The sequence below is a fragment of the Paenarthrobacter sp. NPDC089307 genome, from assembly GCF_040685055.1.
Classification (GTDB): domain Bacteria; phylum Actinomycetota; class Actinomycetes; order Actinomycetales; family Micrococcaceae; genus Arthrobacter.
On the sequence record NZ_JBFBHE010000009.1, the window covers coordinates 61,001 to 81,522 of the forward strand.

Annotated in this window: 22 protein-coding genes and 1 tRNA gene; 6 read left to right on the forward strand and 17 right to left on the reverse strand. The window is 63.5% G+C overall.

The annotated features are described in order from the left end of the window. Nucleotides 1-53: 53 nt before the first annotated feature. The 8 genes from AB0N72_RS19845 to AB0N72_RS19880 form a co-directional block, all read right to left on the reverse strand. The gene (locus AB0N72_RS19845; protein WP_363934731.1) at nucleotides 54-1,100 is read right to left on the reverse strand and encodes a nickel transporter; all 1,047 of its coding nucleotides are present in this window, start codon (nucleotides 1,098-1,100) and stop codon (nucleotides 54-56) included. Then, complete coding sequence (locus AB0N72_RS19850; protein ID WP_363934729.1) at nucleotides 1,100-1,801, reverse strand: urease accessory protein UreD; 702 nt, start codon at nucleotides 1,799-1,801, stop codon at nucleotides 1,100-1,102. The genes AB0N72_RS19845 and AB0N72_RS19850 overlap by 1 nt, the downstream gene beginning before the upstream one ends. Before the next feature lie 251 nt (nucleotides 1,802-2,052). After that, nucleotides 2,053-2,670 (reverse strand): urease accessory protein UreG, encoded by a 618-nt coding sequence (gene ureG, locus AB0N72_RS19855; protein WP_363934728.1) that lies wholly within the window; start codon nucleotides 2,668-2,670, stop codon nucleotides 2,053-2,055. Between the two features lie 13 nt (nucleotides 2,671-2,683). Continuing rightward, entirely contained in the window at nucleotides 2,684-3,352 is a 669-nt protein-coding gene (locus AB0N72_RS19860) for an urease accessory protein UreF (RefSeq protein WP_363934726.1), read from the reverse strand. A 144-nt stretch (nucleotides 3,353-3,496) separates the two neighbouring features. Further along, on the reverse strand, nucleotides 3,497-3,973 hold the full coding sequence (gene ureE, locus AB0N72_RS19865; protein ID WP_363934724.1) for an urease accessory protein UreE: 477 nt from the start codon (nucleotides 3,971-3,973) through the stop codon (nucleotides 3,497-3,499). A gap of 7 nt (nucleotides 3,974-3,980) precedes the next feature. Continuing rightward, a complete protein-coding gene (gene ureC / locus AB0N72_RS19870) occupies nucleotides 3,981-5,711 on the reverse strand; it encodes an urease subunit alpha (protein ID WP_363934723.1) in 1,731 nt (576 codons plus the stop codon). Further along, nucleotides 5,708-6,061: an urease subunit beta gene (locus AB0N72_RS19875; RefSeq protein ID WP_363934721.1), complete on the reverse strand. Its 354-nt coding sequence runs from the start codon at nucleotides 6,059-6,061 to the stop codon at nucleotides 5,708-5,710. Before AB0N72_RS19875 ends, ureC begins: the two co-directional genes overlap by 4 nt. 8 nt (nucleotides 6,062-6,069) lie before the next feature. Continuing rightward, nucleotides 6,070-6,372, reverse strand: a complete 303-nt coding sequence (locus AB0N72_RS19880; RefSeq protein ID WP_363934719.1) for an urease subunit gamma — start codon at nucleotides 6,370-6,372, stop codon at nucleotides 6,070-6,072. A gap of 197 nt (nucleotides 6,373-6,569) precedes the next feature. On the opposite strand from AB0N72_RS19880, the gene AB0N72_RS19885 reads away from it, so the two are divergent. Beyond that, nucleotides 6,570-7,091 (forward strand): flavin reductase family protein, encoded by a 522-nt coding sequence (locus AB0N72_RS19885; protein WP_363934717.1) that lies wholly within the window; start codon nucleotides 6,570-6,572, stop codon nucleotides 7,089-7,091. On the opposite strand, the gene AB0N72_RS19890 is transcribed toward AB0N72_RS19885, so the two are convergent. Both AB0N72_RS19890 and AB0N72_RS19895 read right to left on the reverse strand, forming a co-directional pair. Beyond that, nucleotides 7,088-8,188, reverse strand: coding sequence for an alanine racemase (locus AB0N72_RS19890; protein ID WP_363934715.1), 1,101 nt, complete (start codon nucleotides 8,186-8,188; stop codon nucleotides 7,088-7,090). The two genes, AB0N72_RS19885 and AB0N72_RS19890, sit on opposite strands and share 4 nt — an antisense overlap. Nucleotides 8,189-8,221: 33 nt before the next feature. Beyond that, entirely contained in the window at nucleotides 8,222-9,226 is a 1,005-nt protein-coding gene (locus tag AB0N72_RS19895) for a LacI family DNA-binding transcriptional regulator (protein ID WP_363934713.1), read from the reverse strand. Nucleotides 9,227-9,438: 212 nt separating this feature from the next. Here AB0N72_RS19895 and AB0N72_RS19900 point away from each other — a divergent pair, with 212 nt between their 5' ends. Beyond that, complete coding sequence (locus AB0N72_RS19900) at nucleotides 9,439-10,251, forward strand: GAF and ANTAR domain-containing protein (RefSeq protein WP_363934711.1); 813 nt, start codon at nucleotides 9,439-9,441, stop codon at nucleotides 10,249-10,251. Nucleotides 10,252-10,372: 121 nt separating this feature from the next. Beyond that, nucleotides 10,373-10,747, forward strand: coding sequence for a hypothetical protein (locus AB0N72_RS19905; protein ID WP_363934709.1), 375 nt, complete (start codon nucleotides 10,373-10,375; stop codon nucleotides 10,745-10,747). Between the two features lie 9 nt (nucleotides 10,748-10,756). Here the strand turns inward: AB0N72_RS19905 and AB0N72_RS19910 are convergent, their stop codons facing one another. Both AB0N72_RS19910 and AB0N72_RS19915 read right to left on the reverse strand, forming a co-directional pair. Further along, on the reverse strand, nucleotides 10,757-12,280 hold the full coding sequence (locus AB0N72_RS19910; RefSeq protein ID WP_363934707.1) for an alpha-N-arabinofuranosidase: 1,524 nt from the start codon (nucleotides 12,278-12,280) through the stop codon (nucleotides 10,757-10,759). A 198-nt stretch (nucleotides 12,281-12,478) separates the two neighbouring features. Beyond that, nucleotides 12,479-12,551: transfer RNA gene (locus AB0N72_RS19915), tRNA-Lys, on the reverse strand. 239 nt (nucleotides 12,552-12,790) lie between these two features. Between AB0N72_RS19915 and AB0N72_RS19920 the strand changes: the two genes are divergently transcribed. Further along, entirely contained in the window at nucleotides 12,791-13,450 is a 660-nt protein-coding gene (locus AB0N72_RS19920; protein WP_363934705.1) for a hypothetical protein, read from the forward strand. Nucleotides 13,451-13,684: 234 nt separating this feature from the next. On the opposite strand, the gene AB0N72_RS19925 is transcribed toward AB0N72_RS19920, so the two are convergent. Next, nucleotides 13,685-14,413, reverse strand: a complete 729-nt coding sequence (locus AB0N72_RS19925) for a hypothetical protein (protein WP_363934703.1) — start codon at nucleotides 14,411-14,413, stop codon at nucleotides 13,685-13,687. 197 nt (nucleotides 14,414-14,610) lie between these two features. Between AB0N72_RS19925 and AB0N72_RS19930 the strand changes: the two genes are divergently transcribed. Further along, complete coding sequence (locus AB0N72_RS19930) at nucleotides 14,611-15,228, forward strand: nuclease PIN (protein ID WP_363934702.1); 618 nt, start codon at nucleotides 14,611-14,613, stop codon at nucleotides 15,226-15,228. A 1-nt stretch (nucleotide 15,229) separates the two neighbouring features. After that, nucleotides 15,230-16,246, forward strand: coding sequence for an inorganic phosphate transporter (locus tag AB0N72_RS19935; protein WP_363934701.1), 1,017 nt, complete (start codon nucleotides 15,230-15,232; stop codon nucleotides 16,244-16,246). Nucleotides 16,247-16,336: 90 nt separating this feature from the next. On the opposite strand, the gene pstB is transcribed toward AB0N72_RS19935, so the two are convergent. From pstB to pstS, 4 genes are all read right to left on the reverse strand, one after another. After that, complete coding sequence (gene pstB, locus AB0N72_RS19940; RefSeq protein ID WP_039239203.1) at nucleotides 16,337-17,116, reverse strand: phosphate ABC transporter ATP-binding protein PstB; 780 nt, start codon at nucleotides 17,114-17,116, stop codon at nucleotides 16,337-16,339. Between the two features lie 61 nt (nucleotides 17,117-17,177). Further along, a complete protein-coding gene (pstA, locus tag AB0N72_RS19945) occupies nucleotides 17,178-18,281 on the reverse strand; it encodes a phosphate ABC transporter permease PstA (protein ID WP_363934699.1) in 1,104 nt (367 codons plus the stop codon). Beyond that, nucleotides 18,282-19,214 carry a phosphate ABC transporter permease subunit PstC gene (gene pstC / locus AB0N72_RS19950; RefSeq protein WP_363934697.1) on the reverse strand — a complete coding sequence of 311 codons (933 nt, stop codon included), beginning with the start codon at nucleotides 19,212-19,214 and terminating at the stop codon, nucleotides 18,282-18,284. A gap of 135 nt (nucleotides 19,215-19,349) precedes the next feature. Continuing rightward, nucleotides 19,350-20,471 (reverse strand): phosphate ABC transporter substrate-binding protein PstS, encoded by a 1,122-nt coding sequence (gene pstS / locus AB0N72_RS19955; protein ID WP_363934696.1) that lies wholly within the window; start codon nucleotides 20,469-20,471, stop codon nucleotides 19,350-19,352. Nucleotides 20,472-20,522: the final 51 nt, after the last annotated feature.

The window sequence follows — 20,522 nt, forward strand, 5'->3', positions numbered from 1 at the left end:
TTCCGGCTGCCCGACCAGGGTTACATGGCGCGGGAAGTATTTTCCTTCGACGCCTACGTCCCGCGCCGGGAGGCCCTCCCCCGCCACACAGACACGGCCCAAACGATGACAAACAATGCCACCAGGATCAGGCCGGCGTCACCCAGGTCGATTTCGCCAAGCCAGGTTGTCAGCGGATCATTCAGTCCCAACGCGGCATTGAAGAACCCGCCCAGGGTGATCACGGAAATGAACAATGCCGAGACCGCCGAGATGCCGGTAATCACCGCGTTGAAGCCCAGCTTTCGCCGGGGATTATGAATGGCGGATTTATACATCTTCATCATTGCGACACCGTTGACCGAGTCGCACAGGGTCATGGCGGCGGTGAAAGCGAGCGGGAGCGCCATCAGGGCGAGCGGCGAAACCCCGGCGAGTGACGCCGTCGTGGTGATGACCAGCAGCCCGATGGTGGTGGCGGTATCGAACCCCAGGCCGAACAGGAAACCGATCACATAGATGTTCCTGGGCCGCTCCACTTTGGACAGGGGTTTGGCCAGCAGCCGGGCGACGAAGCCTTTGGCCTCCAGGTCTTCGGGGCGCAGCTCGCCGCCACCCTGCACTTTGCGGTATACCTGCGTGGCGCGGAGGAACGCGGAGCCATTGAACAGGCCCATCGCCAGCAGGAAGAGACCGGAGACACCGCTGCCGATCAAGCCAAGGACCGTGTTACCGGTGGTGCCGTCCTCCATGAACTGCCCGATCAGCGTTGCCCCGGCAACCACCAGCAGTCCTGCCAGAATGACTACCGAACTGTGCCCCAGGCTGAACGCAAACCCCACGCTCACCGGGTCCTTTCGCTGGGCAACGAACTTCCGGGTGGAGTTGTCGATCGCCGCGATATGGTCCCAGTCGTAGCTGTGCTTGATGCCTGCAACATACGCAGTGACCACCAGCCCCAGCGCCAACGGCTGCGCCGCACCGACCGTACCGATCAACAAAAGCACGACGGCGGCAAGGTGCAATGCGCCCACGGCACCGAAGGTGAACAGCAAGCGGGTCCGGAGCGACAGGGCGTCCCGCTCCCGGTACATGGCGGCGAAATCGGTCAGGGCAGTCACTAATATTTCCTCAGATTCAGGGGCTCCTGCCCGTACCAACGTTCCCGAAGGAACCCAGTGCAGGCACCCAGCAGCGTGTTCAGTTCCTCAGTGCTGTTCGACAACGATCGCAGCACAAGCCCTGTGGTCCCGGCAATAGTCCTGGTCAAGGAAACTCCGCTGTACGCCTCAAACTCCGCGGCCTTTCGCGCCAGCTCATCAGCCAGCACCTGGTCCACCCTCGGGTCCACCACCACCAGCGATCCCAGATGGCTGAAGCCCTCCATGAACCCCAACCCCGCCACATCGCTGACAGGTGGGCGAATCAGGAGATTGTCCAACGCCAGCAGCTCTTCACCGTGGGCGGCTTCCACACGGATCTCGTTCCGCAACCGCACTTCCTCGTAGCGAAAAGCCCCGCCGTCCGGCGACCACCCCGGCGTGATGACTTCGGCCATGACAAAGCATGACGTCGGATGGAGACTGATGTGCGAATTCTGCCGATAGCTGGCCTCCCGGTAGGCGATCAACTGGTCCGGCAGCAACTCCAACCTGGCGCCCTCCCCCAGTTTGATGTTCATCCGCTGCTCAGCAAACGACCCCGGAGTCCGATACACCTTGGTAGCCGACTGCGTGGTCAGCAACAGATCCGCCCCGGCCTCCACCTCGACTTCAACAACAAACAAATCCGCCCCAAGATAAGCCCCGCCCGGATTGACCATGACATAACAAACCTGGCCGGACCCATCCAAGTAGTGCGGCCGCAACACCCGCAAAGCCCCCTCATGAAACTGATGCGAGGCAACGGATTTCCCGCCCCGCACACTAACTCCGAGCTGCAACCGCCCCCGCACTGGGCGGTGAGCGGACGCGGATGAAGGGGGCCGCGGCGTGGCGGGCATCGCGAAGCGGGCACGGCCCCCTTCATCCGCGGGCGCCGCCCCAGGTGAGAACAGCGCGGACTTGGTTACGCTCATTGAGCCAAGTCGAGCATCAGGACGTCGCGGCGGATCCAGTTGAGCACACTCTCCAGCCCCTCATCGGTCTTGAGGTTCGTGAAGCAGAACGGCTTATCACCGCGAAATTCCTTGGAGTCCCGTTCCATGACGGACAAGTCCGCTCCCACATGGGGTGCCAGGTCCGTTTTGTTGATGATGAACAGGTCGGACTTGATCATGCCCTGGCCGGCCTTGCGGGGGATCTTCTCTCCTTGGGCGACGTCGATGATGTAGATGGAGAAGTCGACCAGTTCGGGGCTGAAGGTGGCGGAGAGGTTGTCGCCGCCGGATTCGACGAAGATCACCTGCAGGTCGGGGTGCCGGGTTTTAAGTTCCTCGATCGCGGCGGTGTTCATGGAGGTGTCTTCACGGATGGCGGTGTGCGGGCACCCGCCGGTCTCGACGCCGATGATCCTGTCTTCGGGCAGGATTCCGTTGGCCGCAAGGATTTTGGCGTCTTCGATGGTGTAGATGTCGTTGGTGATGGCGGCCATGGAAATGTCGCCGCTCATGTGGCGGGTGATCCGCTCCACGAGCTGGGTCTTTCCGGCTCCTACGGGTCCGCCGATGCCGATCTTGATGGGTTCAGTCATGTGTCCTCCTGCTTTAGCTCATGAACATGCGGGCGCGTTGCCGTTCGTGCCGCATTTGTGAAATTTCCAGCCCGGGGCTCACAGCCCCAAAGTCGTCCCAGCACAGCTGTGCTACATCCCGGAGGGCGGCAGCAACGGCGTCGTGCGCTTGGCGAAGTACCCGCTGCCCGGCGTTCTGTCCCAGCGGAATGGCACGCACGGCGTTCTGCGTCAGTGAAGTGACCGTGGCGAACAAATAGGCGGAAAGTGCCTCTTCAAATGGAACGCCCAGGGACCGGGCAATAAGCCCAAAAGCCAAGGGTTGATGTCCCCCGGCCGCCCCCGCGCCAACCAACTCCCGGTAGGCCTCCAACTCCCCGGAAGGAAACACTTCCCCGCCGATCTCGAGCAAACGCCCACCCATCTTCAAAGAAGCCTCCCGAACCTCCCGGGCCAACAGCTGCGCAGACAAAACCCCATCCAGCAGCCCAACATCCACCCCCTCATAAAGAAAGCGGATAGCCAACCCATCCGAATAAGTCAGTTGCTGCCCCACAAACGCCGAAAGCCAAACCTCAAAACTCTCCTCATCACCAACCAGCCCACGCTCGATGTAGCCCTCAAACCCCAAAGAATGAGCAAACGCCCCGGTAGGCAACGCGGAGTCGGTCAACTGTTGAAGAGCCAGCTGATACGAGGTCATGCCGCCTCGCAGGTGAGCCAAAAAGCCGGAGCCGTGCCGGGATTTTGGGCCGCGGCGTGGCGGGCATCGCGAAGCGGGCACGGCCCAAATCCCGGTACGGCGCCCCAGCCACGGTCACCCACGAAACGCGACATGACCGCTGAATTAGTGCGAATGCTCAGCATGGCGGAACGGCACCGGCATGACCCGCTCTTGCCTGTCGTAGGGGACGTTGACGCTCTTCAGGTAGTCCTCGACCGTGTGATCGTACTGGCACACCATCACGTCGGCCCCGTATTCAGAAGAAGCATCAAAGAACTGTGCCTGCAGGTGCCGGTTGCCGAGTGAATGCGCCACGACCCCCATTTCGTGGATGCTACGCGGGGCAATGACCAGGACGTCGGTCGCCAGCACGGAGATGACTATGACGTTGCGGTCGTCCTGGGCCAGGATGTCGCCGTCGCGGAGGTCGCCGGAGCCGCTGGGCAGGCGGATGCCGAGTTCTTTGCCGTGGTCGGTGGTGACGCGTTGGATGCGTTTGACCAGGAGGTTGCTGGGGAGGACCACTTTTTCCTTGTGCAGGCCTGAGTGGGCTCCGGCGGGCTGTTCGTGGATGTTGCCCAGGATGCGTTCGATGATCATGTGGCTCCTAGAAGAGGAAGTAGCGCTGTGCCATGGGCAGCACGTCGGAGGGCTGGGAGGTGACTTCTTCGCCGTCGACCGTCACTTGGTAGGTTTCGGGGTCGACGGCGATGTCCGGGGTTTCGCCGTTGTATTTCAGGTCCGCTTTGGTGAGGTTGCGGATGCCGGAGACAGGTTTGATGATGCGCTCGAGGCCGAGTTCGGCCGGGACGCCGGCGTCGATGGCCGCCTGGGACAGGAAGGTGATGGACGTCTGCTGGAGCGCCTTCCCGTAGGTGGCGAACATGGGCCGCATGGTGCGTGGCTGCGGGGTGGGGATGGAGGCGTTGGAGTCGCCCATGAGCGCGTAGGCGATCTGCCCGCCTTTGATGACAAGTTCGGGTTTCATGCCGAAGAAGGCCGGGTCCCACAGGACGAGGTCGGCGAATTTGCCTTCTTCCACCGAGCCTATGGAATCTGCCATGCCCTGGGCGATGGCCGGGTTGATGGTGTATTTGGCCACGTAGCGCTTGAGCCTGAAGTTGTCGCTATCCGGGGAACCGTGCACGGCTCCGGTGGGGTCGTGCAGCACTCCTCGCTGCCGTTTCATGGCATCGGCCACCTGCCAGGTCCTCGTCACGACTTCGCCTACCCTGCCCATGGCCTGGGAGTCGGAGGAGGTGATGGCGAAGATGCCGAGGTCGTGGAGGACGTCTTCGGCGGCGATGGTTTCGGCGCGGATCCGGGAGTCGGCGAAGGCCACGTCCTCGGGGATGTCCGGGTTGAGGTGGTGGCACACCATGAGCATGTCCAGGTGCTCTTCGAGGGTGTTCTTCGTGTAGGGCAGCGTGGGGTTGGTGGACGCGGGGAGGACGTTGGGCAGTCCGGCGATTTTGATGATGTCGGGGGCGTGCCCGCCGCCGGCGCCTTCGGTGTGGAAGGTGTGGATGACGCGGCCGTCGATTGCCCGGATGGTGTCCTCGACGAACCCGCATTCATTGAGGGTGTCGGTGTGGATGGCCACTTGTACGTCGTATTCATCGGCGACGCGCAGGGACATGTCGATTGATGACGTTGTTGAGCCCCAGTCCTCATGCACTTTCAGCCCGACGGCGCCGGCGCGGATCTGCTCTGCGAGCGGCTCGACGGCGGATGCGTGGCCCTTTCCGAAGAGGCCGATGTTCACAGGCAATCCCTCGGCGGCCATCAGCATCCTGGAGATATGCCAGGCGCCGGGCGTGACGGTTGTGGCCTTGGTCCCTTCGGCCGGACCGGTGCCGCCTCCCACCATGGTGGTAACGCCGTTGCACAGCGCCGCGGGGACTTGTTCCGGCGAAATGAAGTGGATGTGGGTATCGATGCCGCCGGCGGTGAGGATTTTCCGTTCGCCAGCAATGATCTCGGTGCTGGCTCCGATGACGATATCCACGCCATCGGTGATCTGCGGGTTCCCGGCCTTGCCGATCTTGAAGATGTGACCGTCCTTGAGGGCAACATCGGCCTTGTAGATGCCGCTGTAGTCAAGGACCACGACATTGGTGATGACGGTGTCCGGAATGTCTTCCGCGCGGGTGAGCTGGCCGTTCTGGCCCATGCCGTCGCGGATCACCTTGCCCCCGCCGAACACCACTTCTTCGCCGTAAACCGTGTAGTCCTTTTCGATTTCAAGGAACAGTTCGGTGTCGGCCAGTCGGATGGCGTCACCCGTGGTGGGCCCGTAGAGCTCGGAGTATTGCTTGCGGGAGATCTCGAAGCTCATTTGTTTACTCCTTCGGTGACAGTGCCGCCTGGCCGGGTGCCGCCGTCGAGCTTTCCGTTCACTGCGTTGCTGAGGCCGTAAACCTCGCGTTCCCCCACCAGGGCGATCAGCTGGACAGTCTTCCTGTCCCCCGGTTCGAAGCGTGCGGCCGTGCCCGCCGGGATGTCCAGGCGGCGGCCGTAGGCGGCATCGCGGTCGAACTCCAAGGCGCGGTTCGCCTCGGCGAAATGGTAGTGGGAGCCGATCTGCACGGGCCGGTCGCCACGGTTCACAACCTCGACGGCGATCGCCTCACGGCCGCTGTTGCAGGCGATGGAACCGGGCCGGAGCCTGTATTCACCGGGGATCATGGGGGCTCCTAACGGATGGGGTTGTGGACGGTGACGAGCTTGGTGCCGTCAGGAAAGGTGGCCTCGATCTGGACGTCGTGGATCATCTCCGGGACACCCTCCATCACGTCTTCGCGGGTGAGCAGGGTGGTTCCGTAACTCATGAGCTCAGCGACGGTCCTGCCATCCCGGGCGCCTTCAATGAGCTCGTAGCTGATGATGGCCACGGCCTCGGGGTAGTTCAGCTTGAGCCCGCGGCCTTGGCGGCGCCGCGCGAGGTCGGCGGCCACCACGATCATGAGTTTCTCCTGCTCACGGGGCAAAAGGTGCACGACATCTCCTTATGGCTGGGCACAGCTGGCACTGATGTGACCAGCGTAAGGAGCGGACGTTACAGCCACATTTCCGATCCGTCTCGGCAGGGGGTCGAATCGGCCCGAATTGACCTCAACTAATGTTGAGGTCCTAGCATCGGTTACGGTGCCTCCAGCGGCGCCGTTTTCGATCACGCTCCACCAAAGGTATAGCAATGACCCAGCACAATCCCCTGCCGTCCCCGGCCGTCGGCGAGCTCTTCAGGGCCGCGTTCCGCGCGCACCCGGCGGGAGTCGCGATCGTCACTGCCTCAGGGCCCGAGGGACCGGTGGGGCTCACGGCGTCCTCGGTGGCGTCCGTTGCCGTGGATCCGCCGACGCTTGCCTTCTCCGTCACTGGTGGCCGTTCAGCTTCAGTCGTTGCGGCGGCGCAATCGCTCGTGGTGCACCTTGTTAGTGCCGACCAGCTGGAACTCGCACGCACTTTTGCCGACCCTTCGGCTCCCCGGTTCACCGAAGACATGGACTGGAAGTGGCTGCCCACGGGTGAACCCGTGCTCCTGGAAGCCCAGTGGGCGTTGCGTTGCGAGATTATTCACCGGGCGCCGCTTGGAGGTTCCGTGCTCCTGGCGGCTACCGTTCAGGACATCCGCGCCACCCCGGGACCGTCGGCGCCGCTGGTTTACCACAACCGGATGTTCCACACCCTCTTGGAGAGCGTCCCGGTACTGGGCTAGTTGTTCCGGCCCCGCGCCGCCACAGTCCACGTGTCCACCACGGCACCACCGCGCACCACTGAGACCTCATCCACGAGGTTCATGGTGAGGCAGACGTGGTTTGGGATGACCCGAAGCCTGGTGCCCAGCGCCGGCAGTTCCGCATAGTCCGGCCACACCACCGTGGCGTGGTGCTCGGACAGCGCTGTGATCCTCGCTTCCGGAAACTCGGGAAGCCGGCCGTAGCCTGTGGCCCAGTCGGGACGGTCGCTGCCCAGGACCTTGCTGCCGGCATCCACCACTACGCGCCGGACGTTACCGTGGCGGGCCTCATGGCGGCTGACCACAGTCGCTGCAACCGTCAGTGCGATGTCGTCCCACGCGCACCGTTCGAGTTCCAGTTGCTGGGCGTCGCCGAAGACGTAGACGCCGGGACGCAGCTCAGTTGCCGCCGTTTCCCCAGCCAGCAGGGCCGTGGGCGTGGAACCACCACTGATGGTCCGTACCTCAAACCCCGCTGCGTCCAGGGCCGCAGCAGCCTGCCCCAGTGCCTCGTTTTCGTTGTTGGCCGCACCCGTGGGCATGCCTGGCTTGTAGCTGTGACCAGGGAACGTGAAAACCCCCGCCACGCTGAGCCCTGCGGCTGCCGCAGCGCGGGCCACGTCCACTGCCTCGTCCGGCATTACGCCGCTGCGGTGGTGTCCGCTGTCCACTTCGATCAGCACCTCAATGGTGCCGGCGTCCGGTCCCAGTTGGCGACCCATCGCCGTCGCGCCTTCCGCCGAATCCACGCCCACTGCAAGGCGGGCCGTCGCGGCCAACGCCCGGAGGCGGTCGGCGTGATCGGCTTCGACCCAGAGCGGGTAGGCGATGAAGATGTCCTTCACGTCGTCGGCCGCGAAGACCTCGGCCTCGCCAATAGTGGCAACGGTGATCCCCACAGCCCCCGCCGCCAACTGCTTACGGGCAATCTCCAACGTCTTGTGCGTCTTCACATGCGGGCGGAGCCCTAGCCCCCGGCCCTGCACGCTTGCAGCCATCCGCTGGACGTTGCGGTCAAGGATGTCGACGTCGACCATGACGGCGGGTGTGCGGATGTCCGCTGGGATCACGTTCATTCCTCAAACACTAACTCCCCGGACACCAACGTTTTACGGCGCGGACTTCCTGACGCGCAGCTCAAAGGCAGCCTCCAGCTGCCGTACCGCGGGAGCGGCCTGGTTACTTTCGATCCGCTCGATCAGGAGCTCGACGGCGCGCTCCGCAATTTCCGCACGCCCCGGCGCCACAGTAGTCAGCGACGGCGACGCGAACCGTGCCTCTTCAATGTCGTCGAAACCGGCCACGGCGATCTCCTCCGGCACGCTCTTGCCACGGACCAGGAGTTCATGGAGGGCGCCCAGGGCCAGGGCGTCGTTGAGTCCGAACACGGCGTCAAAATCCGCACCGCTGTCCAGCAGTTTCGCCACGGCCTCGGCTCCCCCATCACGCCGCCACTGGCACGGCACCACCAACTCCGGGTCGTATTCCACGCCGGCGTCAGCGAGCGCAGCCTTGTACCCGGTCAGGCGCAGGCCACCGCTGCCGGTTGTGTCGCCGTCGTCCGCTCCCAGGACAGCTATTCGACGGCGGCCGCCCGCCAGCAGGTGCGTGGTGACCGCGGCGGCGGCCTCGGAGTTCTGGATCAGGACCATGTCCAGGCGTGGGTCCTCCACGGACTCGCCCAGGAGGACCAGAGGCTTGCTTCCGGCTGCCTGGATGATTTCCTCCGCGTCCAGGGCCAAGGGGATGAAAAGGAGTCCATCGGTGAGGCTGCGGAATTGCCCTTGGATTGCTGCTTTCTCGTGGCCTGCCTCGTTGCCGGACTGTTCCACCAGGACGCGGTAGCCGCGGTTCCATGCTGCCTTCATGATGTCCGAGGCAAGCTCCGCGTAGTACGGGATGGAGAGGTCTGCCAGGACCAGGCCAAGCATGTTGGTTTTTCCGGAGCGCAGGCTGCGGGCCGTCAGGTTGGTTTCGTAGCCCAGCTGGTCGATCGCATCGAGGACGCGCTGCTTGGTTGCGGGACGAATGAACTCGTAGTTGTTGATGACATTGGAAACTGTCTTCAACGAGACCCCGGCAGCTTTCGCGACGTCGTTCATGGTGACGGCCATGCGGGCACTCCTTAACTGCTGGTGGACTACATCGTTGCAAACAAAGAACGCACGGTGGGCTGTATCTTGTTGCCAGCCACAAGCGTAGTGTCTGATGTAGGAGATTTCGGGTGGTGACGGTCCGGGGTTGAATATCCGGGCAGTGCGCGAACACGAGCGCACCGCCGCCCAGCCGGAAATGCGCGACGTCCGGTCTTTCGAATTGAGGCCTCATGGCCCAGAACGATGCAGTACCGACCTCCGACCATCTGGAGTATCCACTCCTTGACAGCCCTGGTTCCGCGTTTGTTCACCCCCAAGTGGATCTGACGAACTTTTTGGAACGCCTCCAGGATTTGCTTGTCGAGAATGCCGACATCCGTGAATTCCTTGAAGACTTCGCCGAAATGACGGCGGAGAAACTCACCACTCCAACGAATACGGTTGCCTGTGGGGTGACTGTCATTCGGCAGAAAAAGCCGGTTGCCATCGCGGACAGCGACCCCCTGGCCCGCAAACTGGATGACATCCAAAACAGTTTCGGCGACGGGCCCTGCCTCACGGCCCTTCGGACGCGGACAATTACCCATGTGCCCGATATCCGGCAGGAAAGCCGCTGGCCGGACTACATGAAAGCGGCAACACGCACCGACGTTGGCTCCATTCTCGCGTTGCCCATGGAGTTGAACAGCACCGCGGAAGCCGTGGTTAATCTCTACTCGACGCATCCCCATGGCTTCGGCGAGGAAGACGTTCTTGCCGCTCAGCGGGTAACCGCCACGGGAGCAAAAGCACTTCACCTCGCGTTGAAAATATCCCAGTTGCGGGATGCCCGCGAAAACCTCGCGGCAGCCTTGGAGTCCCGGACCACCATCGATACGGCCGTGGGCATCATTATGGCGCAAAACAGGTGCAGCAGGGACGGTGCCTTCCAGATCCTGGTGAACGCATCCAGCCATCGAAACATCAAGCTCAGGGCCGTGGCAGAGGGCGTCATCGCGCGGATAGCCGGTGACCGGCACATCTGTGCCTCGTTTGAGGAGTGACCCTGCCGGATGTGGACGCTCCTGTAGCCGTCACACGTCGCTCATACCCCTGCAACGCGCCCGCAACATAGTTGCGGGAAGGTGGAACCAGCAAATGGCGGAGCCAGCTGAGGAGGCAAACATGAGCATTGCAAACAGGGACCTTTTCCAGGCGCTGAAGACACAGGCCACCCTGGCCCAGGCCTTCGGCGCCATGCCCGGCAGCCAGGAGGAACCACACCCCCTGAACCAGGGCGACTACATCGAGGCGTGGCACAACGGTCGGCTTTACCACCAGGGCACCGTGGTCAAGACCGTGGCGGGCACGGACCTTTTTTGGCTCAATGACCACACCGGAACCCGGCGGCTGCTGGACATGGATTCCATGGAGATCATCACGGTTGAGGGGCCGGCTCCGGTGCCGGCATCGCAAGCACCAAAGCCGGCTCCCGCAGCCGTCGTCACGCCCATCTCCGCGTTCCCCACCTTCCACGACGGAACGCAGCAGATCGCCTAGCCGGTTGCCCTAGGACTCCAGGGCCAGCCTGATCATGGTCCAGCTCACGGCCGGAAGCCCGGCGGTGAGGTTGCCGCCGTCGAGCTTTACGCTGACGTTTTCGGACGGCAGGACCGACGTCGAATCGTCGGCTGTCGCCTGCCAGTAAGGGTCCTTGTTCGTGTAGGTCACGGCTTCGATGACCCGGCTCGCCTTGAGGCTTCCGACGGCGGCGTCCAGGGTCAGCGTGTCGGTCGCCGAGCGGTTCACGGCGAAGACGACGGCTTGGTTGGCGTCAGCGTCGTAGGTTGCCACCGCTGACAACGCACTGAAACCCTCTGTCTTGTCGCTGCTCAGTTCCGGCGATTCGACGGCCAGGTTCAGCACCGCGCCCGAGGCGTGCTGGGACGTGAGGGCGAACGGGTGGAACGTGGTCTGCTTCCACGCGCGGCCACCGGGCTCGGTCATGATGGGTGCAATCACGTTGACCAACTGCGCGAGGCTCGCAGAATGGACCCGGTCCGTGTTGCGAAGCAGGGTGATGAGCAGGTCCCCCACCACGACGGCGTCGGCCACTGTGTAGCGGTCCTCGAGCAGTACCGGCGCAACCGGCCAGTCATCGCCGGTGGGTGCCTTGGATTCGTCGCGGGACATGTGCCACACGTTCCACTCATCAAAGGAAATGTTGACCTGCTTTTCGGACTTGGTGGCCGACTTCACGTGGTCGATGTGGGAGACGATGTCCTTGATGAACGCTTCCATCCGGTGCCCGGAGGACAGGTGTTCCTGCAGGTCCCCGAAGTCCTCGAAGTACTGGTGCGCGGAGATCAGGTCCACCAGTTCGTACGTTTCGTTGAGGACAACCCGCTCCCATTCACCGAACGTGGGCATGGTGGGTCCGGAGCTCCCACAGGCAACCAGCTCCAGGTCGGGGTTCACCATACGCATCGCCCGGGCAGTCTCTGCCGCCACGCGGGCATATTCGGCCGCCGTCTTGTGACCGATCTGCCAGAAGCCGTCCATCTCGTTACCGAGGCACCACATGGTGATGTTGTGGGGTGCGACGGCGCCGTTCGCCTTGCGCTGCTCGGACAGGGCCGTGCCGCCCTTGATGTTGGAGTACTCCAGCAGGTCCAGGGCTTCCTGCGTTCCCCTTGTTCCCAGGTTGACTGCCATCATGGGTTCCACGCCGGCCTTCGCTGACCACTTGGCGAACTCGTCCACGCCCACCAGGTTGGGGTCGCTGGAGTGCCAGGCCAGGTCCAGGCGGGTGGGGCGACCTTCCTTCGGGCCTACGCCATCCTCCCAGCGGTAGCCCGAGACGAAATTGCCGCCCGGGTAACGGACGGTGGAGACCCCGAGTTCCTTGGTGAGCTCCAGGACGTCGGTACGGAATCCGTCCTCATCGGCTTTGGGGTGCTCGGGCTCGAAGATGCCCGTGTAGACGCAGCGGCCCAGGTGCTCGACGAAAGCCCCGAAGGTTTTCCTCCGGACCGGGCCTATGACGAATGCGGGGTCGATGGTGATTTTGGCGGTGTTGTTCTGGTCTCCCAAAGCGTGGGTCCTTGTCTGCTGGGTCTTCCGGGTGCATGAGTCAATTTACAACGTTATAGAAACCATGCTGGGGGGACGGAGGGTTCAGAGTCAAGAGATTTCTTTGCTTCGGCCGTGCCGTTGTTCTCCGGGCAGCCCCTGTGCGGCGGGAAATAAGAACAGGCCGGAGACTCAACGTCTCCGGCCTGTCTTGGAGGGTGGGCCCTGTGGGGATCGAACCCACGACCCACGGATTAAAAGTCCGATGCTCTACCAACTGAGCTAAAGGCCCCTCCAGCTGTAGAAACAGCCATGAATACTGTACCCCAACGTCAAGGCAGGTAAGGAACCCAAGGTGCGGTGCGCCGTCGTGACCTTCTTTGGGCGCGAGTCCGACGACGGCGCGCGGCAACGGCGGCGTGTCGGGCCACCGGCGGTGGCAAAGCGGGTGGTGAAGGTGCACCCGCGCCCAAGCCTGCGGCCAAACAACCGTTACTCGACCCCACCAAAGCACAGGAGTACGGTGAACTCATGAGCGAACAGCAAGGATCACGCGCGTACGGCGGAGCAAACCGGCATCACAAGCCCAAGCCCTTCGCGCCCATCGATTTCGAACCGTTCGCAGGCGGGGCGGATCCGGCACGCGTATCCGAAGCTGCACATTTGGCCGCGCAAGCCCTGGTGAAGCGCGGCCGTGACAGCGACGACCCCAAAGTAACGCGCCGGCTGGTGAAGCTGGCCGACGAACAGGGCTTGGACGCCATCGCCGAGATGTGGGCCGAGAGCCCCGCGCGCAGCCTGCCCGGTGCGCTCTGGAGGCTGTACGCCCTTCGCGCCGCGACCATCCAGAACCCGGAGCGAATCTCCGTCTACTTCAGGGCCGGCCGCGACACGGCGCAGGTTTCCAACGTCGTGGCTGGGGCCGCGGAGCCGCCGGGAGCCGAAGAAATGAAGACCATGGCGGACGCCATCCTGTCCGGCGCTTTCGACGGCGAGTTCGACGTCGCGCTGGAACGTTCCGCCGCTTTCTGCCGCGTCGTGGCACTCGGCCAGGCGACCCTCGCCGACGGTGCCGAGCACAGCAATGAAGGCCACGCGAGCAAGCTCACCCGCAACTCCCACCAGTTGGTGAAAACGGCTGAAGACCTTGAGCACGCGGCCAACGCATGGCGGCTGGGCGAGCTGGACTAGCCGGCAAAAGGGCTGAAAGCTACCCACGTGCGGCCCGGACTGTCAATGTTGACTTCGCCAGCCATCCGGGGAAAACTAAAACTGGTGTCGAACCGCGAAACCCCCGGGCTTCAACTTATAGCCGCTTCGAGCGGCCTACCGCCGAGAGGCGTATCCGGTTCGGCACCATTTTTATGCCCGAACGCAGTTCGCCCGGGCCTGTACTGAGACAGCCCGGGCACCCGCGGCGTGGAACTACTTCAGTGTGACCGTGGTTTCGGCCGTTTCCTTCTTGTCGTGGTCGAGGTCGCCGGACGCGTGCTGCGGGGTCATCGTGGCGCTGATCTCTGCTTCCTTGCCTGGCGTGTAGGCGAAGTTCTCGGCGATGTTGAACGACTCACCTGGCTTCAGCACGAACGGGTCCTTTTCCTTCAGTTTGATTCCGGAGCTGGTGAGGCCGTGCTTCTTGAAGCCGTCGCTGCTGGAATCGGACGGCATGCCACCAAGGTACTTCCAGTCCGTGTACTTGGCGTTGGGCGTCACCAGCGAGTGGCTCAGGGGGATGTCCGCCGATGAGGTGTTGGTGACCACGTAGTTCACATAGACGATCGGAGCGCCCTTCTTCAGCAGGTTCTCCTTGGTGTCCTTGTCCACGAACATGCTGTCCTTGGAGGCGACATCCGTGGCCACCTGGAAGACGTCGACGGAGAAGCTGTCACCCTTCATGCTGCCCAGCTTGTCGCCCGCATCCGAGATGGGGAGCGCCCAGGAGGCAACCTTGTAGGCCCCAGAGGAGGTACCTTCCGACGAGGAAGACGAGCTGGAAGCGGACGACGACGTGGAAGACGAGGCAGCCGAAGAGGAGGACGACGACGATCCGGAACCTTCCGCCGTCGGGCTTGACGCTGCGGGGCCGCAGGCACTCAGGGCCAGCATCGCGGCAGCGGCCAGGCCGGAGATCTTTACTACATTGTTGAGACGCACAGTTCCCCCATTGAATTGATTAATTATTTGACTTGCCAAGTCTCGCACGGAAGTGAAGCGCCCCGCGATGGGGACAACTTCCCGCCACGTCCCTGCGCGCTGCCCGCGCCACTCCCCCGGACCGGTAAAGTTGGGAGCGAAACGGACCGCGTCAAGTCAAGTGGTCCGCGCCCACCCGTCCCCACCCCGGAAGCGACATGAAGCTGCGCCTTTTCCCCCAGGAACCTGCCGGGCTCGTGCTGCTCGCACAGATGGCCGGCGTCATCGTGGCCGCCACCGGAACACTCTCCGAAATTCTTGGCGCTCCCGCCACTGAGCACGAGCGCCTCGCGGAGGAACTGCACGAGCACGAGTCCAAATCCCTGGACCTCCACTTCGCCCTGCTGACGCACATGCGCACGAGTTTCGTGAACCCCCTCCCCCGTGAGGACATGTACACGCTGTCCCGACACCTCAACGAGGCCATGGAGAAGCTGGATGCCGCCGGTGACCTGGTGGCCCTCTACAAGCTGGACCGGCTTCCCAAACGTGCAGCTGACCAGCTGGAGATCATCAGCCGCCAGGCCGAGCTGACGGTGGACGCCATGCGGAAACTGGAAGACCTGGATGAACTTGAGGACTACTGGATCGAAATCCTCCGGCTCACCAAGCGCGCAGAAAGGACCCACCGTATCTGGGTGGCCGAGATGCTCAAGGACATGAAGTCCGCGCAGTACGCCCGTCACCGGGACATCGCCAACCAGTTGGTGGAAGTCACCAAGGACATGCGGAAGATTGCAACCCAGGTAGGCAGCATCATCGTCAAGGAATCCTGACGTGACCACTGCCATCCTGGTCCTGGTAGTTGGTTTGGCCTCCGGTTTCGCGTTCCTCAATGGCTTCCGCGATGTCTCCAACGCCGTCGCTCTCTCCACACGCACCCGGGCCCTGACGCCGTCCGTTGCCGTTCTCCTGGCTGCTGTCTTCAACTTTGTAGGTGCCATGCTCAGTGGCACGTTCGTCCTTGCCTTCACGCAGTCATGGATCACCCTGCCCGAAGGCACCAGCGGGCTCACCATGCTCGCCTCGGCCTTGGCGGCCTCCATACTGTGGGGGATTTATGCGTGGTGGCGGGGCATCCCGTTGTCCTCCACCAACTCGCTGGTTGGCGGCTTGATTGGTGCCGGCAGCGCGAGTCTCGTGGTGGGGGGAAGCTCCATCGGAGGCGTGGACGGCATCGTTGCCACGCAAGTGGTGCTCCCGCTGGTGCTCTCCCCATTGTTGGCCTTCGGCGCGGCCTACCTGTTGGTGTGGCCCGTAACCTGGGCCGCCCGCTATACGCAGCCGAACGTGGTGGACAGGCGATTCCGCCGTGCACAGGCTGTTTCCAGTGCGGCTGTTGCGTTCGGCCATGGCCTTCAGGACGGGCAGCGCACCGCGGCCGTCATTCTCCTCGCAATTGTGGCCGCCGGGTTGTCGGGCGGCGACGACGTGCCCCCGTGGATCCTGCTGCTCACGGCCGTCATGCTCACGGCGGGGACCCTCCTGGGCGGATGGAGGATCTCGCACACGCTGGGGCACAAACTGATCCGGGTGGATCCGCTGCGTGGATTCGTGGCCCAGACTCTGACGTCCGTCATGCTGTTTGTCGGGGCCATCGGCTTTCAGCTCCCGCTCTCCACCACGCACACGCTCACGGCATCAGTGTTGGGCGGTGGGGTCAACCAGCGGTTCCACACCGTCAACCGGCGCCTTGTCCGCAGGATCTTGTTGTTCTGGGTAGCGACGCCGCTTGTCACTGCCGCGGCGGCGTTCATCCTGGAACTCGCGTTCTCCCCTCTCACCCGCCTCTGACGAAAAAACGACGGCGGCCGTACCCCCAAGGCGACGGCCGCCGTCGTTATGTGCCGACTCCCCCCATGAAAGCCGGAACCTGCAGAACCCTTATCCGAAGCGGCCGGAGACGTAGTCTTCGGTGGCCTTCTGGGACGGGTTGTTGAAGATGGACGTCGTGTCCGCGAACTCGATGAGCTTGCCCGGCTTACCGGTGCCCGCGATGTTGAAGAACGCGGTCTTGTCCGACACGCGGGCGGCCTGCTGCATGTTGTGGGTCACGATGACCACGGTGTACTGGTCCTTGAGCTCATTGATGAGGTCCTCGACCGCCAGCGTGGAGATGGGGTCCAGGGCAGAGCACGGCTCGTCCATGAGGATCACCTGGGGCTCCACGGCGATCGCGCGGGCGATGCACAGACGCTGCTGCTGGCCACCGGAAAGGCCGGAACCGGGCTTGTCCAGGCGGTCCTTGACCTCGTTCCAGAGGTTGGCGCCCACTAGGGACTTCTCCACCAGGGCATCGGCTGCGCCCTTGGAAATCTTCTTGTTGTTCAGCTTCACGCCGGCCAGCACGTTGTCCCGGATGGACATGGTGGGGAACGGGTTGGGCCGCTGGAAGACCATGCCCACCTGCGTACGGACGGTCACGGGGTCCACGCCGGGCCCGTAAAGGTTGTCGCCATCCAGGAGGACCTCGCCCTCCACGCGGGCGCCGGGAAGGACCTCGTGCATGCGGTTCAGCGTGCGGAGGAAGGTGGACTTGCCGCAGCCGGACGGGCCAATGAAAGCCGTCACGGACTTGGCCTGGATGTTGATGTTGACGTCCTCGACGGCCAGGAAATTGCCGTAGTAGACATTCAGGTCTTTGACGTCGATGCGCTTGGACATGGTGTTCCTTTGTTCCTTGGGGGTTCTGGAAGTTTGTGGGGCAGCCGGGCTGCCGGCCCGGTTAGCGGCCCGTCTTGGGAGCGAACATGCGGGCGATGAGGCGGGCTCCGAGGTTCAGGAGCATCACTAGGATGATCAGCACCAGCGCGGCGCCCCAGGCACGCTGGTCCGAAGGACCAGGGTTGGACGGCGACGTCGGGTTGAGGATCTGCGTGTAAATGAACGTCGGCAACGAGGCCATCCAGCCACCGAACACATTGTTGTTGATGGTGGTGGCGAACCCTGCGGTCACCAGGATGGGTGCGGTTTCGCCGATAACGCGGGCGATCGCCAAGGTGACGCCGGACGCGATGCCGGAGATCGCCGTCGGAATAACCACCTTGGTGATGGTGCGCCATTTACGCACGCCCAACGCGTAGGAGGCCTCGCGGAGCTCGTTCGGGACGATCTTCAGCATTTCCTCGCTGGAGCGGACCACCACCGGGATCATCAGGACTGAAAGCGCGACGGCGGCTACCGCACCGGTCTTGGTGCCGGGGCCAACGATGGCGAAGAAGAACGCTGCCGCGAAGAGGCCGGCCACGATCGACGGGATGCCGGTCATGACATCCACGAAGAAGGTGATGGCGCGGGCCAGCGGACGGTCGTTTCCGTATTCCACCAGGTAGATCGAGGTGAGCAGGCCTACAGGCACCGAGATGACGGTGGCCAGGAGCGTGATCTGGATGGTGCCCAGCAGCGCGTGGTAGATGCCACCGAGGACCGGGGCTCCATCTTCGGCTGCCTTGTTGTCGAAAGCTCCGGTGACGCCGTTCATGGACGTGCCCAGGAAGCCGGGGGTGACGAGCCCGGGGATGCCGTTGACCAACACCGTGACGATCACCGAGATCAAGGGCAGGAGCGCGATCAGGAAGGCTCCCACCACGAGGCAGGTCGCCAACTTGTCCTTGGCCTTGCGGGAGCCTTCAACAGCGCCGCTCCAGGAAACCAGGCCCACGGCGAAAAGGATCGCCGAGACAATCCCCCAGCCGAAGGCGTTGAAGCCGATCAATGCCAGTATGGCTGCGCCAACAACCAGTGCTACGGCCAGGACGATGTAGGGCGCGAACTTGGGCAGCTGGCCCTTGGTGAGTGCAGAGCGCTTGCGGACTACTGTGGCGGTCATTTAGTTGGCTCCCGAGAATTCTTTGTGCCGCGTGATGATCCAGCGGGCGATCATGTTCACGCCGAGGGTGATGACGAACAGCACCAGTCCGGCGGCGATCAACGTGTTGACCTTCAGGCCGCTGGCTTCGGGGAAGTTCAGGGCGATCTCGGCGGCGATGGTCTGGTTGCCGGATTGGACCAGGCTGGCGGTGAGGACGCCGGAGGAGAGCACCAAGGCGACGGCCATGGTTTCGCCAAGTGCACGGCCCAGGCCAAGCATGATGGCGCTGATGATGCCGGGACGGCCGAAAGGCAGCACGGCCATTTTGATCATTTCCCATCGGGTGGCTCCCAGTGCCAGTGCTGCTTCTTCGTGCAACTTGGGGGTTTGCAGGAAGATCTCGCGGGACAGGGAGGTAATGATGGGGAGGACCATGACGGACAGGACGATGCCCGCGGTGAGGATGGTCTTGCCCGTGGCGGAGGCTGGTCCTTCGAAAATCGGGATCCATCCAAGGTACGTAGCCAGCCAGTCGTAGGCGGGGGAGATTTCCTTGGCCAGGAACGCGGCACCCCAGGCACCGTACACAACGGAGGGGATGGCGGCCAGGAGGTCCACCACGTAGCCCAAGCCGGCGGCTAGCCTGCGCGGGGCGTAGTGGGAGATGAACAGGGCCACGCCGATCGCCACGGGGGTGGCAATAACCAGTGCGATCACAGCGGCGATGAGCGTACCCACCACGATCGGGGCGATGTAGGCGAAGAAGCCGTGCCCGCCCTGGATGTCTGCGGGCGGTGCGGTGAGCGCGGGGATGGCCTGCACCACGAGGAACAACGCGACTCCGAAGAGAACCGCGAGAATAAGGCACCCTGCGGCCATGGCGGCCCCGGAGAAAACCTTGTCCCCGGCGCGTCCGGCGCCTTGGGAGGTTGTCAGGGAGTTGGTGGTCACTTCACGGTCCTTCAGTCTGGAGTGAACTGGTCTTGCATGGCTAAGTTCCCTGCCCCGCTCCGGCGGCCTAAGGGCTACGGGAGCGGGACAGGGAACTTCAGTGTTCAGCCGGGTTCAGCAAACCCGCCGGAAACCTTAGGCCTTCGCCTTGATGGTTTCGATGGCGGCCTTGGCCTTGTCCTGCAGCGTCTTGGAAAGCGGTGCGGACTTCGCGGCGTCAGCGGCGGTCTTCTGTCCCTCGTCGGAAACCACGTAGCTTTCGAAGGCCTTGACCAGGTCAGCGACTGCCTTGGTCTCGTACGTGGTGCAGACGACGTGGTAAGAGACGAGGACTACCGGGTAGGCGCCCGATGCCGTGGTCTTGCGGTCCAGCTTGATGGCAACGTCGTTGGCGGCGCGGCCGTCAACGGGCTTGCCGGCTTCGACGGCCTTGGCTGCAGCGTCGGCGGAGATCTTGACGAACTCGTCGCCGACCTTGATGGAGGCGGTGCCCAGCTTGCCCGAAACTGCGGAGTCGTCAGCGTAGGTCACGGCGCCCGGGGTGTCGGTGACGGTCTTGACGACGCCGGAGGTCCCCTTGGCGTTCTCGCCCTTCAGGCTTGCGGGCCATACGCCTGCGGCCTTGTCCGTCCAGACCTCGGGAGCAGCGGATGCGAGGTAGTCGGTGAAGTTGGTGGTGGTGCCGGAGTCATCGGAGCGGTTCACCGGGGTGACCTTGAGGTCCGGGAGGGTGACGCCTGCGTTGAGGGCAGCGATGGCGGGGTCGTTCCAGTTGGCGATTTCGCCGCGGAAGATCTTGGCGACCGTTACGGCGTCGAGCTTCAGTTCCTTGACGTCGGGGATGTTGAAGGCGACGGCGATCGGGGAGATGTACACCGGGATGTTGATGGCGCCTTCGGGACCGCACTTGGCCTTGGAAGCGTCGAGCTCTTCGTCCTTGAGGTAAGCGTCGGAGCCAGCGAACTGTGCCGAGCCGTCGATGATGGCCTTGCGGCCCGCGCCGGAACCGTCCGGGGAGTACTGCACGGTGGCGCCCTGGTTTGCGGTGGCGAAACCGGCCTTCCAGGCGTCCATGGCTGCGCCGGTGGAGGAGGCGCCAATGCCGGTTAGGGTGCCGGTCACCTTGGTGCCGGCTGCTGCGGACTGGGTGCCGCCAGTGGTGCCGGTTGCGTTGTCAGAACCGCAAGCGGTGAGCGCGAGTGCGCCTGCTGCGATGACCGCGAGTGCCGCGTTGCGGCCGAAGCGAGTTGCCTTCACTTGGATGTGCCCCTTCCAGGGATTTCTCAGGTGCGTTCCGAACGGAGATTT